At 50.6% G+C, this 18,960-nt stretch carries 22 protein-coding genes; all 22 read left to right on the top strand.

Annotated features, from left to right (window positions below; genetic code table 11):
* Window positions 1-94 precede the first annotated feature (94 nt).
* The 22 genes from mutL to trmD all read left to right on the top strand — a co-directional run bounded on the left by mutL (window position 95) and on the right by trmD (window position 18,927).
* On the top strand, window positions 95-2,119 hold the full coding sequence (gene mutL / locus DW826_RS06130; RefSeq protein WP_117471773.1) for a DNA mismatch repair endonuclease MutL: 2,025 nt from the start codon (window positions 95-97) through the stop codon (window positions 2,117-2,119).
* Window positions 2,119-3,096: a tRNA (adenosine(37)-N6)-dimethylallyltransferase MiaA gene (gene miaA, locus DW826_RS06125; RefSeq protein ID WP_117483165.1), complete on the top strand. Its 978-nt coding sequence runs from the start codon at window positions 2,119-2,121 to the stop codon at window positions 3,094-3,096. Before mutL ends, miaA begins: the two co-directional genes overlap by 1 nt.
* A complete protein-coding gene (locus DW826_RS06120; protein WP_015554322.1) occupies window positions 3,084-4,364 on the top strand; it encodes a methionine gamma-lyase family protein in 1,281 nt (426 codons plus the stop codon). Before miaA ends, DW826_RS06120 begins: the two co-directional genes overlap by 13 nt.
* 131 nt (window positions 4,365-4,495) lie before the next feature.
* Entirely contained in the window at window positions 4,496-4,747 is a 252-nt protein-coding gene (locus DW826_RS06115; protein ID WP_015554323.1) for a DUF4321 domain-containing protein, read from the top strand.
* Window positions 4,748-4,806: 59 nt separating this feature from the next.
* Window positions 4,807-5,514, top strand: coding sequence for a DNA repair protein RadC (radC, locus tag DW826_RS06110; RefSeq protein WP_117469546.1), 708 nt, complete (start codon window positions 4,807-4,809; stop codon window positions 5,512-5,514).
* Complete coding sequence (gene mreC / locus DW826_RS06105) at window positions 5,511-6,356, top strand: rod shape-determining protein MreC (protein WP_015554325.1); 846 nt, start codon at window positions 5,511-5,513, stop codon at window positions 6,354-6,356. The genes radC and mreC overlap by 4 nt, the downstream gene beginning before the upstream one ends.
* Window positions 6,349-6,879, top strand: coding sequence for a rod shape-determining protein MreD (mreD, locus tag DW826_RS06100; protein WP_021904363.1), 531 nt, complete (start codon window positions 6,349-6,351; stop codon window positions 6,877-6,879). Before mreC ends, mreD begins: the two co-directional genes overlap by 8 nt.
* Window positions 6,872-9,751 carry a penicillin-binding transpeptidase domain-containing protein gene (locus DW826_RS06095; protein ID WP_117483164.1) on the top strand — a complete coding sequence of 960 codons (2,880 nt, stop codon included), beginning with the start codon at window positions 6,872-6,874 and terminating at the stop codon, window positions 9,749-9,751. The genes mreD and DW826_RS06095 overlap by 8 nt, the downstream gene beginning before the upstream one ends.
* A gap of 114 nt (window positions 9,752-9,865) precedes the next feature.
* Window positions 9,866-10,531: a septum site-determining protein MinC gene (locus DW826_RS06090; protein WP_117483163.1), complete on the top strand. Its 666-nt coding sequence runs from the start codon at window positions 9,866-9,868 to the stop codon at window positions 10,529-10,531.
* 213 nt (window positions 10,532-10,744) lie between these two features.
* Window positions 10,745-11,536, top strand: a complete 792-nt coding sequence (gene minD, locus DW826_RS06085; RefSeq protein WP_015554328.1) for a septum site-determining protein MinD — start codon at window positions 10,745-10,747, stop codon at window positions 11,534-11,536.
* Window positions 11,537-11,821 carry a cell division topological specificity factor MinE gene (gene minE / locus DW826_RS06080; RefSeq protein WP_015554329.1) on the top strand — a complete coding sequence of 95 codons (285 nt, stop codon included), beginning with the start codon at window positions 11,537-11,539 and terminating at the stop codon, window positions 11,819-11,821.
* A 3-nt stretch (window positions 11,822-11,824) separates the two neighbouring features.
* Window positions 11,825-12,955, top strand: a complete 1,131-nt coding sequence (locus DW826_RS06075) for an FtsW/RodA/SpoVE family cell cycle protein (RefSeq protein WP_015554330.1) — start codon at window positions 11,825-11,827, stop codon at window positions 12,953-12,955.
* 11 nt (window positions 12,956-12,966) lie between these two features.
* Window positions 12,967-13,362, top strand: coding sequence for a methylglyoxal synthase (locus DW826_RS06070; RefSeq protein WP_021904367.1), 396 nt, complete (start codon window positions 12,967-12,969; stop codon window positions 13,360-13,362).
* Window positions 13,362-14,330, top strand: coding sequence for a serine hydrolase (locus tag DW826_RS06065; protein ID WP_117471777.1), 969 nt, complete (start codon window positions 13,362-13,364; stop codon window positions 14,328-14,330). The genes DW826_RS06070 and DW826_RS06065 overlap by 1 nt, the downstream gene beginning before the upstream one ends.
* 22 nt (window positions 14,331-14,352) lie before the next feature.
* The gene (locus DW826_RS06060; protein WP_117469552.1) at window positions 14,353-14,580 is read left to right on the top strand and encodes a hypothetical protein; all 228 of its coding nucleotides are present in this window, start codon (window positions 14,353-14,355) and stop codon (window positions 14,578-14,580) included.
* A gap of 20 nt (window positions 14,581-14,600) precedes the next feature.
* Window positions 14,601-15,020 (top strand): hypothetical protein, encoded by a 420-nt coding sequence (locus tag DW826_RS06055; protein WP_015554333.1) that lies wholly within the window; start codon window positions 14,601-14,603, stop codon window positions 15,018-15,020.
* Window positions 15,021-15,241: 221 nt separating this feature from the next.
* Window positions 15,242-15,583 carry a YlxM family DNA-binding protein gene (ylxM, locus tag DW826_RS06050; RefSeq protein ID WP_015554334.1) on the top strand — a complete coding sequence of 114 codons (342 nt, stop codon included), beginning with the start codon at window positions 15,242-15,244 and terminating at the stop codon, window positions 15,581-15,583.
* 18 nt (window positions 15,584-15,601) lie between these two features.
* Window positions 15,602-16,966: a signal recognition particle protein gene (ffh, locus tag DW826_RS06045; RefSeq protein ID WP_117552307.1), complete on the top strand. Its 1,365-nt coding sequence runs from the start codon at window positions 15,602-15,604 to the stop codon at window positions 16,964-16,966.
* A 77-nt stretch (window positions 16,967-17,043) separates the two neighbouring features.
* Entirely contained in the window at window positions 17,044-17,286 is a 243-nt protein-coding gene (gene rpsP, locus DW826_RS06040; RefSeq protein ID WP_015554336.1) for a 30S ribosomal protein S16, read from the top strand.
* Between the two features lie 14 nt (window positions 17,287-17,300).
* Window positions 17,301-17,528: a KH domain-containing protein gene (locus DW826_RS06035; protein WP_015554337.1), complete on the top strand. Its 228-nt coding sequence runs from the start codon at window positions 17,301-17,303 to the stop codon at window positions 17,526-17,528.
* Window positions 17,529-17,593: 65 nt separating this feature from the next.
* Window positions 17,594-18,109 carry a ribosome maturation factor RimM gene (rimM, locus tag DW826_RS06030; RefSeq protein WP_015554338.1) on the top strand — a complete coding sequence of 172 codons (516 nt, stop codon included), beginning with the start codon at window positions 17,594-17,596 and terminating at the stop codon, window positions 18,107-18,109.
* A gap of 11 nt (window positions 18,110-18,120) precedes the next feature.
* Window positions 18,121-18,927: a tRNA (guanosine(37)-N1)-methyltransferase TrmD gene (gene trmD, locus DW826_RS06025; RefSeq protein ID WP_117552306.1), complete on the top strand. Its 807-nt coding sequence runs from the start codon at window positions 18,121-18,123 to the stop codon at window positions 18,925-18,927.
* Window positions 18,928-18,960: the final 33 nt, after the last annotated feature.

The following is an 18,960-nucleotide window of genomic DNA, read 5'->3' as shown; positions in this document are numbered from 1 at the left end:
TACGAAAAAACCTTGTGGGTGCGGGTTTTCGCATGAAACGGCATGAAAGACAAATACCGGCGAGGGTAAAATATGAAAGAGAGGGAGAGAGACTATGCCGATTCAGGTGCTGGATCAGAGTACGATCAACCAGATCGCTGCGGGAGAGGTTGTGGAGCGGCCTGCTTCCGTGGTGAAAGAGTTAATGGAAAACGCCATTGATGCCGGTTCCACGGCGATCACCGTGGAGATCCGTCAGGGCGGTATCGGGTTTATCCGGATCACGGACAATGGATGCGGGATCAAGAAGGAAGAGCTTCCGTTAGCGTTTCTTCGCCACTCCACCAGTAAGATCCGGACAGCGGAAGATCTGCTCACGGTCTCTTCCCTTGGATTCCGTGGCGAGGCACTTTCCAGTATCGCGGCCGTCTCTCAGGTGGAACTGATCACAAAGACCTCTGGCAGCCTCACGGGATCCAGATACAGGATCGAAGGCGGCGAGGAGAAAGGCCTTGAGGAGATCGGCGCGCCGGACGGAACCACATTTATCTCCAGGAACCTCTTTTTCAACACACCTGCCAGACGGAAATTTTTGAAGACGGAGACCACGGAAGGGGCACACGTGACAGATCTCGTGGAAAAGATCGCCCTGTCCCACCCAGAGATCTCCATCCGGCTTATCGTGAATAACCAGAGCCGTCTCCACACCTCGGGGAATCACAACCTGAAAGACATTATCTACACCGTCTACGGGCGGGAGATCGCGGCAAACCTTCTCCCGGTGGAGGTGTCAAACGGAATCGTGAAGATCTCCGGATTTATCGGAAAGCCGGTGATCGCCCGGGGAAACAGAAATTTTGAGAATTATTTCATCAACGGGCGGTACATTAAGAGCGGACTCGTGTCCAAGGCCATCGAGGACGGGTACAAGAGCTATATGATGCAGCACAAATATCCCTTCACGCTGCTGCACCTCACCGTGGAGCCGGAGTTTATCGATGTGAACGTACATCCGTCAAAGATGGAGCTTCGCTTCAAGGACGGCGAGAACATGTACCGGGTGATCTGCCAGGCGGTGGTGGACGCCCTTTCCGGGAAAGAATTGATTCCGAACGTGAGCCTCATGTCGGAGCGGGAAGAGCGCGAGCTTGAGAAAAAAGAGACTGCCGCGGCGGGAAATCCGATCCCGGGAAGCGGGATGAGTGAGCCCGTAAAGAACGCCCGCGGTCCGGAACCTTTTGAGCACCGGCGCATGGAAGCCATGGGCATCCGCGAGGAACGACCGGCCTACGGGGAGAAGAAGCAGAAGAGCGAATGGATCCTGCCGCCGAAACCGCTGACAAGGGAACTGCCGCCGGAACGCGCACAGGCACAGCAGCCAAACGAGACAGGAGCGGCAGCGATGCCTGCGGCTTTGGAAGAGAAAGCTCCGGAGACGACAGGTGCGGCTTTGGCTGCGAAGAAAGCGGTCCCGGCTGAGAAAGAAGCACCTCTGGCAGAGAAGGAAGCGCTTCCTAAGCAGATGGAAATGTTCGACAACCGCCTTCTCTCGGAAACCGCGAGAAAGCGCCACCGTCTGATCGGCCAGGTCTTCGAGACTTACTGGCTTGTGGAGTACGACGGCAGTCTCTACATTATTGACCAGCATGCCGCCCACGAGAAGGTCCTCTTCGAGAAGAACTTCGCGTCCCTAAAGACGAGGGAATACACCTCCCAGCTCGTGAGCCCGCCGATCATCCTGACACTTTCCTTACAGGAGGCGGATCTCTTAAAACGCCACATGAAGGTGTTTACGGACATCGGCTTCGAGATCGAGCCTTTCGGCGGAAACGAGTACGCGGTGCGGGCGGTGCCGGACAATCTGTTCTCCCTGGCGAAAAAGGACCTTCTGATGGAACTCATCGACGGACTCTCCGATGAGAGTATGGGAAAGAATGTGGAGTCCATCTACGACCGGATCGCCACCATGTCCTGCAAGGCGGCGGTAAAGGGAAACAACGAGCTGTCCTTCGCCGAAGCGGATAAGCTCATCGATGAACTGTTAAAACTGGAGAATCCATATAACTGCCCGCACGGAAGACCGACGATCGTCGCGATCAGCAAATATGAGATGGAAAAGAAATTCAAGAGGATCATATAATGAAAAAGCCTTTGATCATAATCACCGGGCCGACGGCGTCCGGAAAGACCGCCCTGTCGGTGGAACTCGCGAAAAAGGTCGGCGGCGAGATCATCAGTGCCGATTCCATGCAGGTGTACCGCCACATGGATATCGGTTCCGCAAAGGTGACGAAGGAGGAGATGGACGGTGTCAGACATCACCTGATCGATGTTCTGGATCCGTGGGATGAATTTAACGTGGTCGTTTTCCAGAGACTCGCAAAGCAGGCCATGGAGGAGATCTACGCCGCCGGACATATCCCGATCATCGCTGGAGGCACCGGCTTTTATATCCAGGCACTGGTGAACGATATCGATTTTACGGAAAATGACAGTGATACGGGATACAGGGAAGAATTGGAGTGCCTGGCGGCAGAAAAAGGCGCGTCTTACCTTCACGATATGTTAAAGGAAGTGGACCCGGAGTCCGCAGAGGCGATCCACGAGAACAACGTGAAGCGTGTAATCCGCGCCCTGGAGTTTTACAAGAAAACCGGGACAAAGATATCCGAACATAACGAGGCGGAGCGGCAGAAAGAATCGCCATACAACTTCGCTTACTATGTACTGAACATGGATCGCGAACGCCTGTATCAGAGGATCGACCTGCGGGTGGATCTCATGATGAAGAACGGCCTGCTGGCGGAAGTGGAAAAGTTGAAGGAGATGGGCTGCACGAGAGATATGGTGTCCATGCAGGGGCTTGGATACAAAGAGATCCTGGATGCCCTGGATGGAACGATCTCCTTAGATGAGGCGGTCTACATCATTAAGCGCGACACCAGACACTTCGCGAAGCGCCAGCTCACCTGGTTTAAGAGAGAAAAAGAAGTTACCTGGGTGGATCAGGGAAACTTTGATTTTGATAGGGAAAAGATCCTCATGTGGATGCTTGAGGATCTGCGCGAAAGAAACATTATGGCAGTTAGAAAAAAGGAGAAATCATGGAACTTATAAAGATGTACGGAGAGCTTGGAATCTCTGAGAAGGTTTTAAATTATGGAAGAGAGATCGAGAAAAGCCTGCACGACCGTTTCGAGGCCATCGATAAGACAGCAGAATACAATCAGTTAAAGGTCATTAAAGCCATGCAGGAGGCGAGAGTCAGCGATATCCATTTCGCCGGAACTACGGGATACGGCTACAATGACCTTGGACGTGACACGTTGGAGGAAGTCTATGCGAAGGCATTCCACGGCGAGGACGCCCTTGTCCGCCCACAGCTGATCTCCGGAACCCATGCGCTTACCATTGCTCTTTCCGGAAATCTCCGCCCGGGCGATGAGATCCTTTCCCCAGTAGGAAAACCGTACGATACTTTAGAGGAAGTCATCGGAATCCGTGATTCTGTCGGTTCCTTAAAGGAGTTCGGCATTACCTACAGCCAGGTGGATCTTCTTCCGAACGGTGATTTCGACTTTGAGAACATCAAAAAAGCTATCAATGAGCGAACAAAACTCATCGAGATCCAGCGCTCCAAGGGATATGCCACAAGACCAACCTTATCCGTAAAGCGTATCGGCGAGCTGATCTCCTTTATCAAGTCTATCAAGCCGGATGTGATCTGCATGGTAGATAACTGCTACGGCGAGTTCGTGGAGGAGATGGAGCCGACAGATGTGGGAGCGGACATGATCGTCGGTTCCTTAATTAAGAACCCGGGCGGCGGACTTGCCCCGATCGGCGGCTATATCGTCGGACGCAGGGACTGCGTGGAGCGGGCGGCATACCGCCTGACAGCTCCGGGTCTCGGAAAAGAGGTTGGTGCCAGCCTCGGTGTCAGCCAGTCTCTCTACCAGGGACTTTTCCTGTCTCCGACCGTTGTTGCTGGTGCGTTAAAGGGCGCGATTTTCGCAGCAAACGTGTACGAGAAGCTGGGCTTCGGCGTCGTTCCGAACGGCACTGAGAGTCGTCACGATATCATCCAGGCCATCACCTTCGGAACACCGGAAGGCGTCATCAAGTTCTGCGAGGGCATCCAGGCGGCAGCGCCGGTGGACAGCTTCGTGACTCCGGAGCCGTGGGCGATGCCGGGATACGATTCTGATGTCATCATGGCAGCAGGAGCGTTCGTTCAGGGGTCCTCAATCGAACTTTCCGCAGACGGTCCGATCAAGCCGCCGTACGCGGTATACTTCCAGGGCGGACTCACATGGTATCATGCGAAGCTCGGTATCTTAATGTCCCTTCAGAAGTTAGTGGATGCAGGGATCGTGACACTGTAAGAGTGTGAACTTTTTCTTAACTCATTGTTTTTGGGCGTGAAATATGCTAAAATTTCCTGCATAGGCGAAACAAACAGCCGCCGGGACTGACGATCATGCGCAGTTCCAGCGATCGAGAGGAATGAAACAGTATGAAGAGTAAAAGTTCCTGGGCGCTGCTTCTCCTTCTGCTTTCCGGAATCGTTTTGGGAGGCTTTATCGGGGAGATGACAGCGAAGGTGCCGGGACTTTCCTGGTTGAATTTTGGAGAATCCTTTGGTCTTAACGATCCACTGATCCTTAACCTCGGGATCCTCGTGATCACGTTCGGACTCAGCATCCGGATCACGATGGCGAGCATCATCGGCGTGATCATTGCAATTTTAATTTACCATTTTCTGTAGGAAAAGGGGACATCTGCCGTATCGTGTACTTGGAGAGACAGGAAAGGCGGAATGTCAGTATGGAAAAGAAAAATGGAAAGACAATGAAGGGGCTTCCGATCTCAGAACGCCCCTATGAGAAGGTGCTGGAGAAAGGTCCGGTATCCCTCTCGGACGCGGAGCTTCTCTCCGTGATCCTGCGCTCCGGGACGAAAAATATCCCGGTGCGGGACATGGCGGAGGAGATCTTAAATGCCGGAAATCCGCCGGGACTCGCAGGACTTCTCCATGGAACAGTGGAAGACTATAAGGAGATCCGCGGTGTCGGTGAGGTGAAGGCGATCCAGCTTGCCTGTATCGGAGAACTCTCCGCCAGAATCTGGAAGGCGGCGGCATCGGAGAAGACCATCGTCTTTGACGCACCGTCGAAAGTGGCGGCTTTTTATATGGAGGAAATGCGCCATTTAGAGCAGGAGAACTTAAAGCTTCTGCTCCTGAACACGAAAAATATTCTGTTGAGGGACATCACAGTCTCCAGGGGAACGGTGAACGCATCCTGCGCGACACCGCGGGAGATCTATATCGAGGCGCTGCGCTTCAGGGCCTGCGGGATCATCCTGCTCCACAACCATCCCAGCGGGGACCCGGCACCCAGCCGGGAAGACTGCCTCTTCACAGAACGGGTCCGGGAAGCAGGGAGTCTTATGGGAGTCCCGCTTTTAGACCATATCATTATCGGAGATAATTCCTATGTGAGCCTTAGAGAACGGGGAATTTTTGAAACATGAAAAACAATACGAAATATTTTCTATTTGGACTGTCGCTTCTCTGCGTCTGCATGATCGGAATCACGACCATCAAGGGAAGCATCTTAAACCCGCTGAGAACCGCGGTAGGCTATGTGCTGGTGCCGATCCAGTCCGGCGTGAACCGGGTTGGCGGCGGCCTCTACAATGAACTGAGCAGTGTCGGAAAGCTTAAGACGGCACTGGCGGAGAATGAGACCTTAAAGACGAGAGTGGATGAACTGACGGAAGAGAACACGAGACTCCGCTCCGAACAGTTTGAGTTAGAGCGTTTAAGAAGCCTCTACGAGCTGGATCAGGAGTACATGCAGTACCATAAGATCGGTGCCCGGATCATCGCAAAGGACTCCGGCTCCTGGTTTTCCGTATTTCGCATCGACAAAGGGTCTGATGACGGAATCAAGGAGGACATGAATGTCATCGCAGGCGGCGGTCTTGTTGGCATCGTCACAGACGTGGGCGCGAACTACGCCACGGTCCGCTCCATCATTGATGATTCCAGCCGTGTGAGTGCCATGGCACAGCAGTCCGGGGACTCCTGCATCGTGGCAGGTGATCTGCAGCTCTTTAAAGAGGGCCGCTTAAAGCTTTCTTACATGGAAAAGGACGATGATATCAAGGACGGCGACATGATCGTCACCTCTAATATCAGCGGAAAGTTCCTGCCGGGAATCCTAGTGGGATATGCCACGGACATCACGGTAGACTACAATGACAACCTGACAAAATCGGGATACCTGATTCCTGCCGCGAGGTTCGACAGACTTCAGGAGGTCCTGGTGATCACAGACTTAAAGGATGCGGGGCCGGAGATCAATGAATAGCAATATGAAACGGATCATCGTAAACTTTGTTCTGGTGATTCTGGCATTTATCGTGCAGACGTGTATTTTTCCGCTGCTGCCGTTCCTGGCGGTATACCCAAACCTCATGGTGATCCTGGTGTTCTCCTTTGGATTTATCAGGGGAAGCGCATGGGGGATGGGCTACGGTCTGATCGTAGGACTTTTGATGGATCTGTCATCCGGAGGTCCTTTGGGGTTCCATACGCTTGTCTTTATCTGGATGGGCTATGTAAACGGAATCTGTACAAAATACTATTATGAGGACTATATTACGCTGCCGCTGGTGCTTTCGGCGCTGAACGAAGTATTTTATAATTTCTATCTTTATGTATTCGGCTTCCTGGTGCGGGGAAGATTGAATTTCGGTTATTATTTTATCAATATTATCCTGCCGGAGACGATCTTCACCGTTGTGACAACACTGATCCTGTACCGGCTGTTCCTGTATATCAGCCGCAAACTGGAAGAGATGGAAAAAAGGAGAGACACAACGATTGTTTAACGATTTTTCTGAGATCCTGAAAGAGTTTTTGAAAAAGCTGCTGTCGTCAAGACTTGTGATCCTGTCGGTGGTATTTGTGGGCCTTTATGCGATCCTGGGCATGCGCCTGTTCAAGCTGCAGATCATTGAGGGAGAGCAGTTCCAGGAAAACTATATGGCAAAGACGGAGAAAAAGATCAGTCTTACCGGTACCCGTGGAAATATTTATGACAGAAACGGGAATGTTCTTGCATATAATAAACTGTCGTACAATGTGACGCTTCAGGATAACGGAGATTACAAGAGATCCAATGACAGAAACCGGATGCTTTTAGAGCTTGTCCGGATTTTGAACCGCCATGGCGAGAGCGTGGAAGGTGATTTTTCCATTGGATATGATTCCTCCGGCGAGATGATCTTCACGACAACCAGTGAGACGGCAAGAAGACGTTTCCTGAGCGATTACTACGGATTAAAAAAGACGGACGAGCTGGATGACGCGGAAGGAAAATATCCTTCCGATGTGACGGCGAGGGAAGTCTTTGACGACAGGGTGAAGTACTACGGTCTTGACCAGCTGAAGGATGACAACGGAGCTCCTATCGAGTTCACCGACGAGGAAGCTCTCGGGATCATCAACATCCGCTACACGATGGGACTCACTGCATACCGGAAATATGAGTCCACGACGATCGCCTCCGATGTCAGCAAGGAGACCATGACGGATATCCTGGAAAACTCCGGAAACTTAAAGGGTGCAGAAATCGAGGAATCTACGATCCGTGTATACAATGATAGTGTATATTTTGCGCCGATCATCGGCTATATCGGAAAAGTCTGGGATGATGAGCTCGGAAAACTGCGGGAGACGAACCCGGATTACGAGCTGACAGACCTTGTGGGTAAGACCGGAATTGAAGCGTCCATGGAGACGGAACTTCAGGGCAAGAAAGGTTCCCAGACCATGTATGTGGACAGTATGGGACGGATCCTGGAGGTTGTTAAGAGGACGGAGCCGGAGGCCGGACATGACATCTACCTGACGTTGGACCGTGATCTTCAGATCGGTGTGTACCATATTCTGGAACAGCAGCTCGCCGGTATCATCACGGACAAGCTTGTAAACCGTGACCTGGATGACAACGATTACAAGAAAGCGGCGAATATCCCGATTCCGGTGAAGGATGTTTACTATCAGCTGATCAACAACAATGTTCTGGATCTTTCTGCGTTCTCCGCGCCGGAGGCATCCCAGACAGAGAAAAATATTTACGCGAAATACAGTCAGTCGAGAGAGCAGATCCTGGCTCAGATCAGGAGCGAGCTCACGGACGGATCCGCAAGAAAGATGGTGGACCTGCCGGAAGATATGTTTGCCTATATGCAGTATATCTACACGCTGCTTTCCGAACGTCAGATCATCAAGACGGATAAGATCGACCAGGAGTCCGACACCTACAAGGCATGGAAAGACGATTCCATCAGCCTCAGGGATTACCTGTACGATGGAATCGCTGAGAGCTGGATCGACACGACAAAGTTAAAGATCGAGTCCAGATATTCCGACGCGGACAGCATTTACCGGACCATCGTGGATTATGTGCTGGATGACCTGCAGAACGATGCGGCCTTCACAAAGAAGATCTTCCGGTATCTCGTAAACAACGGCACCGTATCCGGAAAGGAACTCTGCCTCGCCCTCTATGACCAGAATATCCTGGCATACGACGAGAATGAAGTCCGGATGCTGGAGGCGGGAGGAGACGAGTACGCGTTCCAGTTTATCAGAAAGAAGATCTCCGATATCGAGATCACACCGGCCCAGCTGGCTCTGGATCCGTGTTCTGCCAGCGCGGTCATCACGGACGTCCACACCGGTGAGGTGCGGGCGCTGGTGACATACCCGAGCTACGACAATAACAAGTTCTCCGGAACTGTGGATGCGGAGTATTACAATAAGTTAAATAATGACCAGTCCCTGCCACTCTTCAACAATGCCACTCAGGCACAGAAAGCGCCGGGTTCCACCTTCAAACCGATCATCGCGGTAGCGGCTTTGGAGGAGGGAGTCATCGGATTAAACGACACGGTGAACTGTACCGGCATCTATAAGGAGATCTCACCGGCGTTGAGATGTTGGATCTATCCGGGACAGCATGGACCTCTCGATGTGGTCCACGGTATCCAGAACTCCTGCAACGTGTTCTTCTCCGAGATGGGACACCGTCTCTCCATGGACGAGAACGGCAACTATTCACCGGAGCTCGGTATCGAGAAGATCCGGAAATACGCGTCACTGTTCGGTCTGGATGAGACATCTGGAATCGAGATCGCTGAGAGAGAGCCGCAGATGACAACGGAGAAGCCGGAGGCGTCCTCCATCGGACAGGGTAAGAACTCTTACTCTAACGTCCAGCTTTCCAGATATATCACGGCTGTGGCCAACAAGGGAACAGTCTTCAAACTGAGTCTTCTCGATAAGATGACAGATTCTCAGGGAAATCTCTTAGAAGATTTCACTCCGGAGGTCCGCTCTGTCATCGATGTGAAGGATTCCACATGGAACGCGGTCCACACCGGTATGCGCCGGGTTATCTCCGACGGCTCCGCGAGAAAGATCTTCAGCGATCTTGAGGTGGATATCGCCGGCAAGACAGGTACCGCCGAGGAGATCAAAAACGGACACCGCATCAACCATGCGTTCTTCGTTTCCTTTGCACCGTACCAGAATCCCGAAATCGCGGTGACGGTAAATATTCCCTATGGGTATTCGTCATCCAACGCGGCGACGGCCGCGAAAAATATATATCGTTTCTACTACGGATATACAGACCTGAATTACATTCTGAATAACAGTGCGTTGAACTCTTCGAACGTAGAGATCGGAGACTAATCCACGCACTGCACAAACAAAAAGCTGCAGCCCGGCGAATCTGCCGGGCTGTAAGGCGTTGACGGACCGGCGGTCTGGTTTACCTGCCGAAGTTACATAAAGGGGGATTTCAAGATGAAAGATGCTGTCGTAATCAAGGGAAATAAAGCGGGAATGACGGTCTATCTGGAGAAAGACCTGGATTTTGATGAGGTTCTTCAGGCAATCGCAAAGAAATTCAAGGCGACGGCGAAATTCTGGGGAGCTGCCCAGATGACACTGACACTGGAAGGACGGGATCTGACACCGGAGGAGGAGTACCGCGTCGTTCAGACTATCACGGATAATTCTGATATCGAGGTGCTGTGTCTTCTCGACACGGACGGAAACAGGACAAAGAAGTGTGAGAAAGCGCTGAACGAGAGGTTGATGGAGCTGTCGTCCCTCACGGGACAGTTTTACAAGGGAAATCTCCGGGACGGGGATGAACTGGAATCGGAAGCCAGTATCGTCGTGATCGGTGACGTGGAAAAGGGAGCGAAGGTCAGCGCGAAAGGAAATATCGTCGTCTTAGGGGCGCTCCGCGGAGCGGCTTACGCAGGTATCTGCGGGAATGAGGACGCGGTGATCGTCGCCTTCGAGATGGCACCGATGTCTGTGCGGATCGCCGGGCTTTCCCTGAAAAAAGCCGGGAACGGACGTCACCTGGGACGGGGGCCGATGATGATCCTGTCTGAAAACGGGAAAGTTGTAGAGGAGCCGATCAAGAAGAGCTTTCTGAGCGCACTGAATTTTATTTAAGCCAAATGCCTAACCGTCCTTGCGTGCAGGCACGCAGTCCGTTTAGTTGCTTGACAACCTTTAACTGTAAATTTTTTATAAACTCTATTTTTTACTGGAATTTTTTGCTTTTTTCATGTAAAATATATTTTGTGGATTTATGTCCAGGCAGCGCCATTCTCAGATAATAGAACCGCTGCGGTACATTACAACTGAATACAGGAGGATATTCTTATGAGTGAAGTCATTGTTGTTACATCCGGAAAAGGGGGTGTTGGCAAGACGACGACCTCAGCGAATGTCGGTACAGGACTTGCCATGCTTGGGGAAAAAGTAATTCTGATCGATACAGATATCGGTCTGAGAAACCTCGACGTGGTGATGGGACTGGAGAACCGCATCGTCTACAACCTTGTGGACGTCGTGGAGGGAAACTGCCGTCTGAAGCAGGCACTGATAAAAGACAAAAGATATCCAAACCTGTTTTTACTTCCGTCCGCCCAGACCAGGGACAAGTCTTCCGTGACTCCCGGCCAGATGCGAAAGCTGGTGGATGACCTGAGAGAAGAGTTTGATTATGTACTGTTAGACTGTCCTGCCGGAATCGAGCAGGGATTTAAGAATGCCATCGCCGGAGCGGACCGTGCCTTTGTGGTGACGACTCCCGAGGTGTCAGCAATTCGTGACGCTGACCGGATCATCGGTCTTCTGGAAGCAGAGGAGATCTCAAAGATGGATCTCATCGTAAACCGGATCCGGATGGATATGGTCCGGCGCGGGGATATGATGTCAATGGAGGACGTGACGGATATTCTCGGAATCCCAATCCTCGGCGCGATCCCGGACGATGAGGAGATCGTGATCTCCACGAACCAGGGGGAACCTCTGGTGGGAATGAATTCCTTTGCCGGACAGGCTTATCTTAATATCTGTAAGCGGATACTTGGTCAGGAGGTGCCGCTTATGGGGCTTGAGAAAAATAAAGGATTCTTCCATATGTTTAGCGGTCTCTTAAAACGGGCATAAATGAAGAAGAGGCTATTCCATATCCTGACAGGAAGAAATTCCGGAAACATAGCAAAAAAACGGCTTGAATTTCTGCTGATCGCAGACCGGGCCGGATGTACGCCGGAGATCCTCGAGATGTTAAAAAACGACATGATAAAAGTCATATCAAGATATATGATGATCGATCCGGAGCAGCTGGAGGTCAAGGTGATCCATATGGACCACAAAAGGGTGGGAGAGAAGCTCCCTGTCCTGTACGCCAGCATCCCGGTTCGTGAACTGCTAGTTAAGGGGACATTTTAATACATGTTTTCAGAATACAATTTTAAAAACTTCAATTTCCGCCTGCTGTTCTATGCCCTGGCATTAAACGCCATCGGGCTTCTCGTGATCAACAGCGCGGTAAACGGAGACAGAAGCTATATCAACCGCCAGTTGATCGGCCTTTTCGGCGGACTGGTGATCATGCTCTTCCTGGCTCTGACAGATTACCACAAACTGATGCGCTGCACCGGCGTGATCTACCTTGGATGTGTGGTGATCCTTCTCGCGATCATCGTTGCGGGACAGTTCGGAGGAGCCGGAACCGGTGCGAGACGCTGGATCACGCTTCCTGTTATCGGACGTTTCCAGCCGTCGGAATTTGTTAAGATCGGTCTGATCATTTTCTTCTCCTGGTTTCTGCAGCGAAATCAGGAGAAGATCAATAATCTCCGCACGTTGATCATCGTCGGAGCGTTTGCTGCTGTTCCGCTGCTTCTAATTATGAAGCAGCCGGATCTGTCCACGAGTATCGTTATCATGTTTATCATCGTATGCCTGATCTTTGTCGCGGGACTCAGCTACAAATGGATCGTCGGCGCTGCCGCCGTCGTGATCCCGGGGCTGGCCCTCACGGTATTTCTCGCCGAGCGGGGCGCTGTGCCGTTTCTGACAGGATACCAGGTAAACCGAATCCTTGCCTTCGTCAATCCTGGAAAATACGCGGACCTGAATGTCCAGCAGGATAACTCAAAGATGGCCATCGGATCGGGAATGCTGTATGGAAAGGGCCTGCTCAATGAAACGGCCATTTCCGTAAAGAACGGAAATTTCTTATCGGAGGAACACACCGATTTTATTTTCGCCGTGATCGGCGAGGAGATGGGCTTTGTGGGCTGCATGCTTGTGCTGGTCCTGTATCTTCTCTTTGTATTTGAATGCCTGCGAATGGCAGGGAGAACGAGAGACCTGACTGGAAAGCTTCTCTGTACGGGAATAGCTGCTCTCGTTGGATTCCAGGCATTTACAAACATTGCGGTTGCCACCGGAATTTTCCCGAACACCGGGCTTCCGCTTCCGTTTATCAGTTATGGTGTAAGTTCTCTGGTAAGTCTTTATATCGGCATCGGCGTTCTCTTAAACGTCGGACTGCAGCAAAATAAACTAGAATTCTAGGAGGTATTGTTATGAATGTTGGACTGATCGCTCATGATTCCAAAAAGAAACTGATGCAGAACTTCTGTATTGCGTACAAGGGAATCTTAAGTAAACATAACCTCTATGCGACCGGAACCACCGGCAAACTCATCGAGGAAGTCACAAACTTAAATATCCATAAATTTCTGCCGGGGCATCTTGGCGGAGAGCAGCAGATGGGAGCACAGATCGAGAACAACGATATGGATCTCGTGATTTTCTTAAGAGATCCGCTGTCCCCGAAGTCCCATGAGCCGGATGTCAACAAGGCTGTGAGACTCTGCGATATCCACAATGTCCCGTTAGCGACAAACCTCGCTACGGCGGAACTTCTGATCAAGGCCTTGGACCGCGGCGATCTGGAATGGCGCGAGATGTATAAGTAATGGGAAAGAAGATAAGATGGATCCCGGGAATCGTGGGACTCTGCCTGGTTCTTGGCGCGTCTGGCTGCGCGAAGTCCGCAGGTGCAGGAAGCTCCTACGCCCTGGATCAGAGGATCGGGACGTTTGCCGCCTCCGGAAGCGGAAGGACGGCGGATGGATTTGCGGCAGATCTGGCGGTAGTGACAGATGAAACGAGCATGGATGAGACGCTCACAGCGGAGTCTGCCGGAGTGTTTCCGTTAGACGGCGGAAATGCTGTTTTCGCACAGGATGTCTTTGAACGGAGAAACCCTGCCAGCACGACAAAGGTCATGACGGCACTTATTGCTTTAAAATATGGGAATCTTGATGATGTGGTGACGGTTCCCCAGGAGTCGGTGATCACGGAGATCGGTTCCTCCATGGCGGGAGTCGTTCCCGGAGACAAGCTGACACTGGAGCAGCTTCTTTACGGCCTTCTGATCCCATCTGGAAACGACGCGGCGAATGCTATCGCGGTCCACATGGGCGGATCCATCGAGGGCTTTGTGAAGATGATGAATGAAGAGGCTGTACAGATCGGTGCAACAGGGACGCATTTTGCGAATGCCAACGGTCTGACGAATGCGGATCACTATATGACCGCCTATGATCTCTATTTGATGTTCCATGAGGCGTTAAAGTATGAGAAGTTCCGGGATATTATCGGGACGAAGACATACACGGGGACCTATAAAGGGGCGGACGGATCGGACAAGACCGCATCCTGGAGTGTCAGCAACTACTATATGCTCGGAAAGAAAGAGATGCCGGAGGGCCTCTCCGTATTCGGCGGAAAGACCGGAACCACCCAGGCGGCGGGCTACTGCCTGATCATGGGGGAGAGGGACGCGGACGGAAAAGAGTACGCATCCGTTGTAATGCACGCGGACAGCCGCGATGCCCTCTATTCGGATATGTCGACGATCATTGAGAAGATCGACCGATAGCGGAAAACAGGAAGAAAAAAGCGTGAATGAACAGGATATGAAAGTTTTCGGGGGATTCGGAGGCTTTCGTGTCCTGTTTTTTGCTCCCGGCATCCGTAAAGAACTGTCGGCGGCAGATTCTGCAGGTGTTGGAAGTACATTCTGCTTTTGTATGAAATTATTTCGAAATTTAGAAATAATGGTTGCAAATTTTCAGCAAATAGTCTATAATAAATTTACAAACAAGAGATTTTTTATACAAAATATATAAAATCCAAGGAGGAGTGCATTATGGTTCAGATCATCGCAGGACGGAAGGGAAAAGGAAAAACTAAATATTTACTTGATATGGCTAACACAGCTGTGAAAGAGGCAAAAGGTTCAATCGTTTACCTTGATAAGAGCTCGAAACATATGTACGAGCTTAACAATAAGATCCGCTTAATCAACGTAGCGGAGTTCTCTGTAAGTACGGCTGAAGGCTTTATCGGTTTCATCTGCGGAATTATTTCCCAGGATCACGACCTCGAGGCTATGTATCTCGACAGCTTCTTGAAGCTCGCTGGTCTTGAGGGAGAAGATATCACTGCAACTCTCGCAGAACTGGATCAGATCAGTGCAAAATACCATGTAAACTTTGTATTAAGCGTATCCATGGATGGTGAAGAACTTCCGGAATCTGCAAAAGATATGGTACTGGTAGCTTTATAAAATAATCGCTCCTTCCTATATAAGAGTACATAAACACCTGCCTGACGGCGGGTGTTTATGTTTTATGGAAAAATGAAAAGCCCGGTTTAACGGGATATTTCCAGATCAGAGGACATATATTGCCAGGTGTCTGAAAAGAAAAATTAAAAATAAATAAAACGTCAAGCAAAAACACTTGACAACCATCTCCGTTTATAGTATGATATCGAAGGTGACCTGATATGGAAAAAATTGTAGCACAGGGTCTTCTGTATGATTTCTATGGAGAGCTCTTAACGGAGCACCAGCGGCGTGTATATGAAGATGTGGTATTTAATGACATGTCCCTCAGCGAGATCGCCGAAGAACAGGGAATCAGCAGACAGGGCGTGCATGACTTGGTGAAGCGCTGTGACAAGATTCTTTCCGGATACGAGGAAAAACTGAAGCTTGTCGAGAAATTCAACCAGACAAAGAAAATGGTAGAAGAGATTAAGGAACTGGCTGGCCAATATAAAAAGGACGGCGACCGATCCCTGATCGACAGGATCGAAGCAATTTCCGAGGAGATTGGGAAGCTGTAAGCCAGAGGGAGAGTTTTCATGGCATTTGAAAGTTTAGCCGATAAATTACAGAATGTCTTTAAAAACTTAAGAGGCAAAGGAAGACTGACAGAGGCAGATGTAAAAGCTGCCCTGAAGGAAGTCAAGATGGCTCTCCTGGAAGCCGATGTAAGTTTTAAAGTTGTTAAACAGTTTATCAGTTCTGTACAGGAGCGTGCAATCGGACAGGATGTCTTAGAGAGCCTGACTCCGGGACAGATGGTAATAAAAATCGTAAATGAGGAGCTCGTAAAGCTTATGGGTTCCGAGACCACAGAGATTGCCTTAAAGCCCCAGAATGAGATCACCGTGATCATGATGATCGGACTTCAGGGTGCAGGTAAGACAACGACTACGGCAAAGCTTGCCGGAAAGTTTAAGGCGAAGGGCAGAAAGCCGCTCCTTGCGGCCTGCGACGTTTACCGTCCTGCTGCGATCAAACAGTTACAGGTAAACGGTGAGAAAGTCGGAGTTCCGGTCTTCACGATGGGTGATAACCAGAATCCGGTGAATATCGCGAAAGCCGCTGTGGAACATGCCAGAAAAGAAGGCATGAATCTCGTATTCCTCGATACGGCAGGACGTCTTCAGATCGACGAGTCCATGATGGATGAGCTCGTCAATATCAAGGAAGCCGTTGAAGTCGACCAGACGATCCTCGTTGTCGATGCGATGACCGGTCAGGATGCAGTAAATGTAGCCGGAAGCTTCAATGATAAGATCGGTGTCGACGGCGTGATCTTAACAAAGCTTGATGGTGATACGCGAGGCGGTGCGGCGTTATCGATCCGTGCCGTAACGGGAAAACCGATCCTCTACGTCGGTATGGGCGAGAAGCTCTCCGATCTGGAACAGTTTTATCCGGACCGTATGGCTTCGAGAATCCTTGGAATGGGTGATATCCTTTCCCTGATCGAGAAAGCCGAGTTTGAGGTGAGCGAAGAGAAGGCGAAAGAAATGAGCCAGAAACTTCGCAAAGCAGAATTTGATTTTAACGATTTCCTGGATCAGATGCGCCAGATCAAAAAGATGGGCGGCATGAGCAGCATCTTAAACATGATGCCGGGAATGTCTCAGATGAAGGGAAATGTTGAAATAGACGAGAGATCCATGGATAAAGTGGAGGCGATCATTCTCTCCATGACGAAGGAGGAGCGGGCGAATCCGTTACTCTTAAATCCGTCGCGAAAGCAGAGGATCGCAAAGGGAGCCGGCGTAGATATTGCCGAGGTGAACCGGATCGTCAAACAGTTTGAACAGTCGAAAAAGCTTATGAAGCAGCTTCCCGGAATGATGGGAGGCGGCAAGCGGAAAGGGCTTGGCGGACTGGGCGGGATGCTTGGAAAGATGAAATTACCATTCTAAGTACCGCATTATGATAAGAAGGCAAATGCGATTCCCGCATGGCTGATAAACGAAAAAACCAAGGAGGTGAAATTGTCATGGCAGTTAAGATGAGATTAAGAAGAATGGGTCAGAAGAAGGCTCCTTTCTATAGAATTATCGTTGCAGATTCCCGCTCCCCGAGAGACGGTCGCTTCATCGAAGAGGTTGGATACTACGATCCGAACACAGAGCCGAGCACCATCAAATTCGACGAGGAAGCAGCTAAGAAGTGGTTAGGAACAGGCGCTCAGCCGACTGAGACTGTTGCTAAGCTCTTAAAGGCAGCCGGTATCCAGTAATCGAGGTGGATTCAATGAAGGAATTGGTAGAAGTTATCGCCAAAGCGCTGGTTGATAATCCAGATGAAGTCGTTGTTACGGAATCTGAAAAAGAAGAAGAGATCGTCATTGAGCTCAAGGTTGCCCCGACCGATATGGGAAAGGTGATCGGAAAGCAGGGAAGGATCGCGAAAGCCATCCGCTCCGTTGTGAAGGCGGCTTCTTCCAAGATGGATAAGAAAGTGATTGTTGAAATTCAGTAATCGTGAGGGACTGTGGACAGGATTTTTCCCGGCTGCAGTCCCCTTTCTGTCATTAAGGAGACAATATGGAAAAATATCTTCGCGTAGGCGTCATTACCTCCCCGCACGGCGTGCGCGGCGAGGTGAAGGTCTATCCGACCACAGATGATGTGATGCGCTTTAAAAAATTAGATAAAGTGATTCTGGATCTCGGAAGAGGAGAGACACGGGAGTTAAAGATTCGTCAGGTGAAATTCTTTAAAAATATGGTCATCCTGAAATTTGATGGCGTGGATACCATGAATGAGGTGGAAGGCTGGCGTCAGAAGGATCTTCTTATTACAAGAGATCAGGCGATCCCGCTGGAGGAGGATGAGTTCTTTATCACAGACCTCATCGGACTTAACGTTGTCACAGACGAGGGAGAGACACTTGGAACTTTGACGGATGTCATGGAGACCGGAGCGAATGATGTGTACTGCGTGAAGACACCGGAGGGAAAAGAGCTTCTTCTCCCGGCGATCCGTGACTGCATCCTAGACGTGGATCTCGACAAGGAAGAAATGCTTGTTCATGTTCTCCCGGGACTTCTCGATCTGTAGGGGAGGTATCAATGAACTTTCATGTACTTACCCTGTTCCCGGAAATGATCATGAACGGTCTGGAGACGAGCATTCTCGGCCGCGCGGCTGCAAAGGGAATCGTATCATTTGAGGCAGTGAACATCCGTGATTATACGCTGGAGCGCCACGGCAAGGTGGATGATTATCCATACGGAGGAGGAGCCGGGATGGTCATGCAGGCAGAGCCGATTTACCGCGCTTACGAGGCCCTTGTGGAGAAGATCGGAAAGAAACCACGTGTGATCTATATGACACCGCAGGGTCAGACCTTCAACCAGGGCATCGCGGAAGATCTCGCGAAGGAGGAAGATCTGGTGTTCCTCTGCGGCCATTATGAAGGCGTGGATGAGCGTGTCCTCGAGATGATCGCTACAGATTATCTCTCCGCAGGAGATTATGTCCTTACGGGAGGTGAACTGCCGGCGATGATGATGATCGACTGCATCTCAAGACTTGTGCCGGGAGTGCTGAACAATAACGTGTCCGCGGAGTTTGAGACGTTCCATGATAATCTTCTGGAGTATCCCCAGTATACCCGTCCGGAAGTATTCATGGGCAAAAAGGTGCCGGATATCCTGCTTTCCGGCCACCACGCGAACGTGGAGAAATGGCGCAGGGAACAGTCCATTATCCGCACGTTAAAGAACCGGCCGGAGCTTCTTGAGGATGCGGTCCTGTCGAAGAAGGAGCAGAAATTTCTCGACGAACTGTTGAGACAGCAGGAATTGGAGAACGCCCAGAAGGTCAAAAATAAAGAGAAAGCAGCGGCGGAACATGACGGGGAAGAGACCGTCTGATCCGTGCAGCAGCTGGAAAAATGAGACTTTTGC

Source organism: Clostridium sp. AM34-11AC (genome assembly GCF_003435375.1).
GTDB classification, from domain to species: Bacteria; Bacillota; Clostridia; order Lachnospirales; family Lachnospiraceae; genus Pilosibacter; species Pilosibacter fragilis.
This window is presented reverse-complemented; position numbering and strand designations above follow the sequence as displayed.

Excerpts from the sequence above, each read along its gene's own strand:
- DW826_RS06070 (WP_021904367.1), top strand. The coding sequence starts at position 12,967 with ATGAATGTTGGACTGATCGCTCATGATTCCAAAAAGAAACTGATGCAG.
- rimM (WP_015554338.1), top strand. The coding sequence starts at position 17,594 with ATGGAAAAATATCTTCGCGTAGGCGTCATTACCTCCCCGCACGGCGTG.
- mreC (WP_015554325.1), top strand. The coding sequence starts at position 5,511 with ATGAAAAACAATACGAAATATTTTCTATTTGGACTGTCGCTTCTCTGC.
- trmD (WP_117552306.1), top strand. The coding sequence starts at position 18,121 with ATGAACTTTCATGTACTTACCCTGTTCCCGGAAATGATCATGAACGGT.
- DW826_RS06115 (WP_015554323.1), top strand. The coding sequence starts at position 4,496 with ATGAAGAGTAAAAGTTCCTGGGCGCTGCTTCTCCTTCTGCTTTCCGGA.
- miaA (WP_117483165.1), top strand. The coding sequence starts at position 2,119 with ATGAAAAAGCCTTTGATCATAATCACCGGGCCGACGGCGTCCGGAAAG.
- DW826_RS06120 (WP_015554322.1), top strand. The coding sequence starts at position 3,084 with ATGGAACTTATAAAGATGTACGGAGAGCTTGGAATCTCTGAGAAGGTT.
- ylxM (WP_015554334.1), top strand. The coding sequence starts at position 15,242 with ATGGAAAAAATTGTAGCACAGGGTCTTCTGTATGATTTCTATGGAGAG.
- DW826_RS06065 (WP_117471777.1), top strand. The coding sequence starts at position 13,362 with ATGGGAAAGAAGATAAGATGGATCCCGGGAATCGTGGGACTCTGCCTG.
- DW826_RS06035 (WP_015554337.1), top strand. The coding sequence starts at position 17,301 with ATGAAGGAATTGGTAGAAGTTATCGCCAAAGCGCTGGTTGATAATCCA.
- rpsP (WP_015554336.1), top strand. The coding sequence starts at position 17,044 with ATGGCAGTTAAGATGAGATTAAGAAGAATGGGTCAGAAGAAGGCTCCT.
- DW826_RS06075 (WP_015554330.1), top strand. The coding sequence starts at position 11,825 with ATGTTTTCAGAATACAATTTTAAAAACTTCAATTTCCGCCTGCTGTTC.
- mreD (WP_021904363.1), top strand. The coding sequence starts at position 6,349 with ATGAATAGCAATATGAAACGGATCATCGTAAACTTTGTTCTGGTGATT.
- mutL (WP_117471773.1), top strand. The coding sequence starts at position 95 with ATGCCGATTCAGGTGCTGGATCAGAGTACGATCAACCAGATCGCTGCG.
- minE (WP_015554329.1), top strand. The coding sequence starts at position 11,537 with ATGAAGAAGAGGCTATTCCATATCCTGACAGGAAGAAATTCCGGAAAC.
- minD (WP_015554328.1), top strand. The coding sequence starts at position 10,745 with ATGAGTGAAGTCATTGTTGTTACATCCGGAAAAGGGGGTGTTGGCAAG.
- DW826_RS06090 (WP_117483163.1), top strand. The coding sequence starts at position 9,866 with ATGAAAGATGCTGTCGTAATCAAGGGAAATAAAGCGGGAATGACGGTC.
- DW826_RS06055 (WP_015554333.1), top strand. The coding sequence starts at position 14,601 with ATGGTTCAGATCATCGCAGGACGGAAGGGAAAAGGAAAAACTAAATAT.
- ffh (WP_117552307.1), top strand. The coding sequence starts at position 15,602 with ATGGCATTTGAAAGTTTAGCCGATAAATTACAGAATGTCTTTAAAAAC.
- radC (WP_117469546.1), top strand. The coding sequence starts at position 4,807 with ATGGAAAAGAAAAATGGAAAGACAATGAAGGGGCTTCCGATCTCAGAA.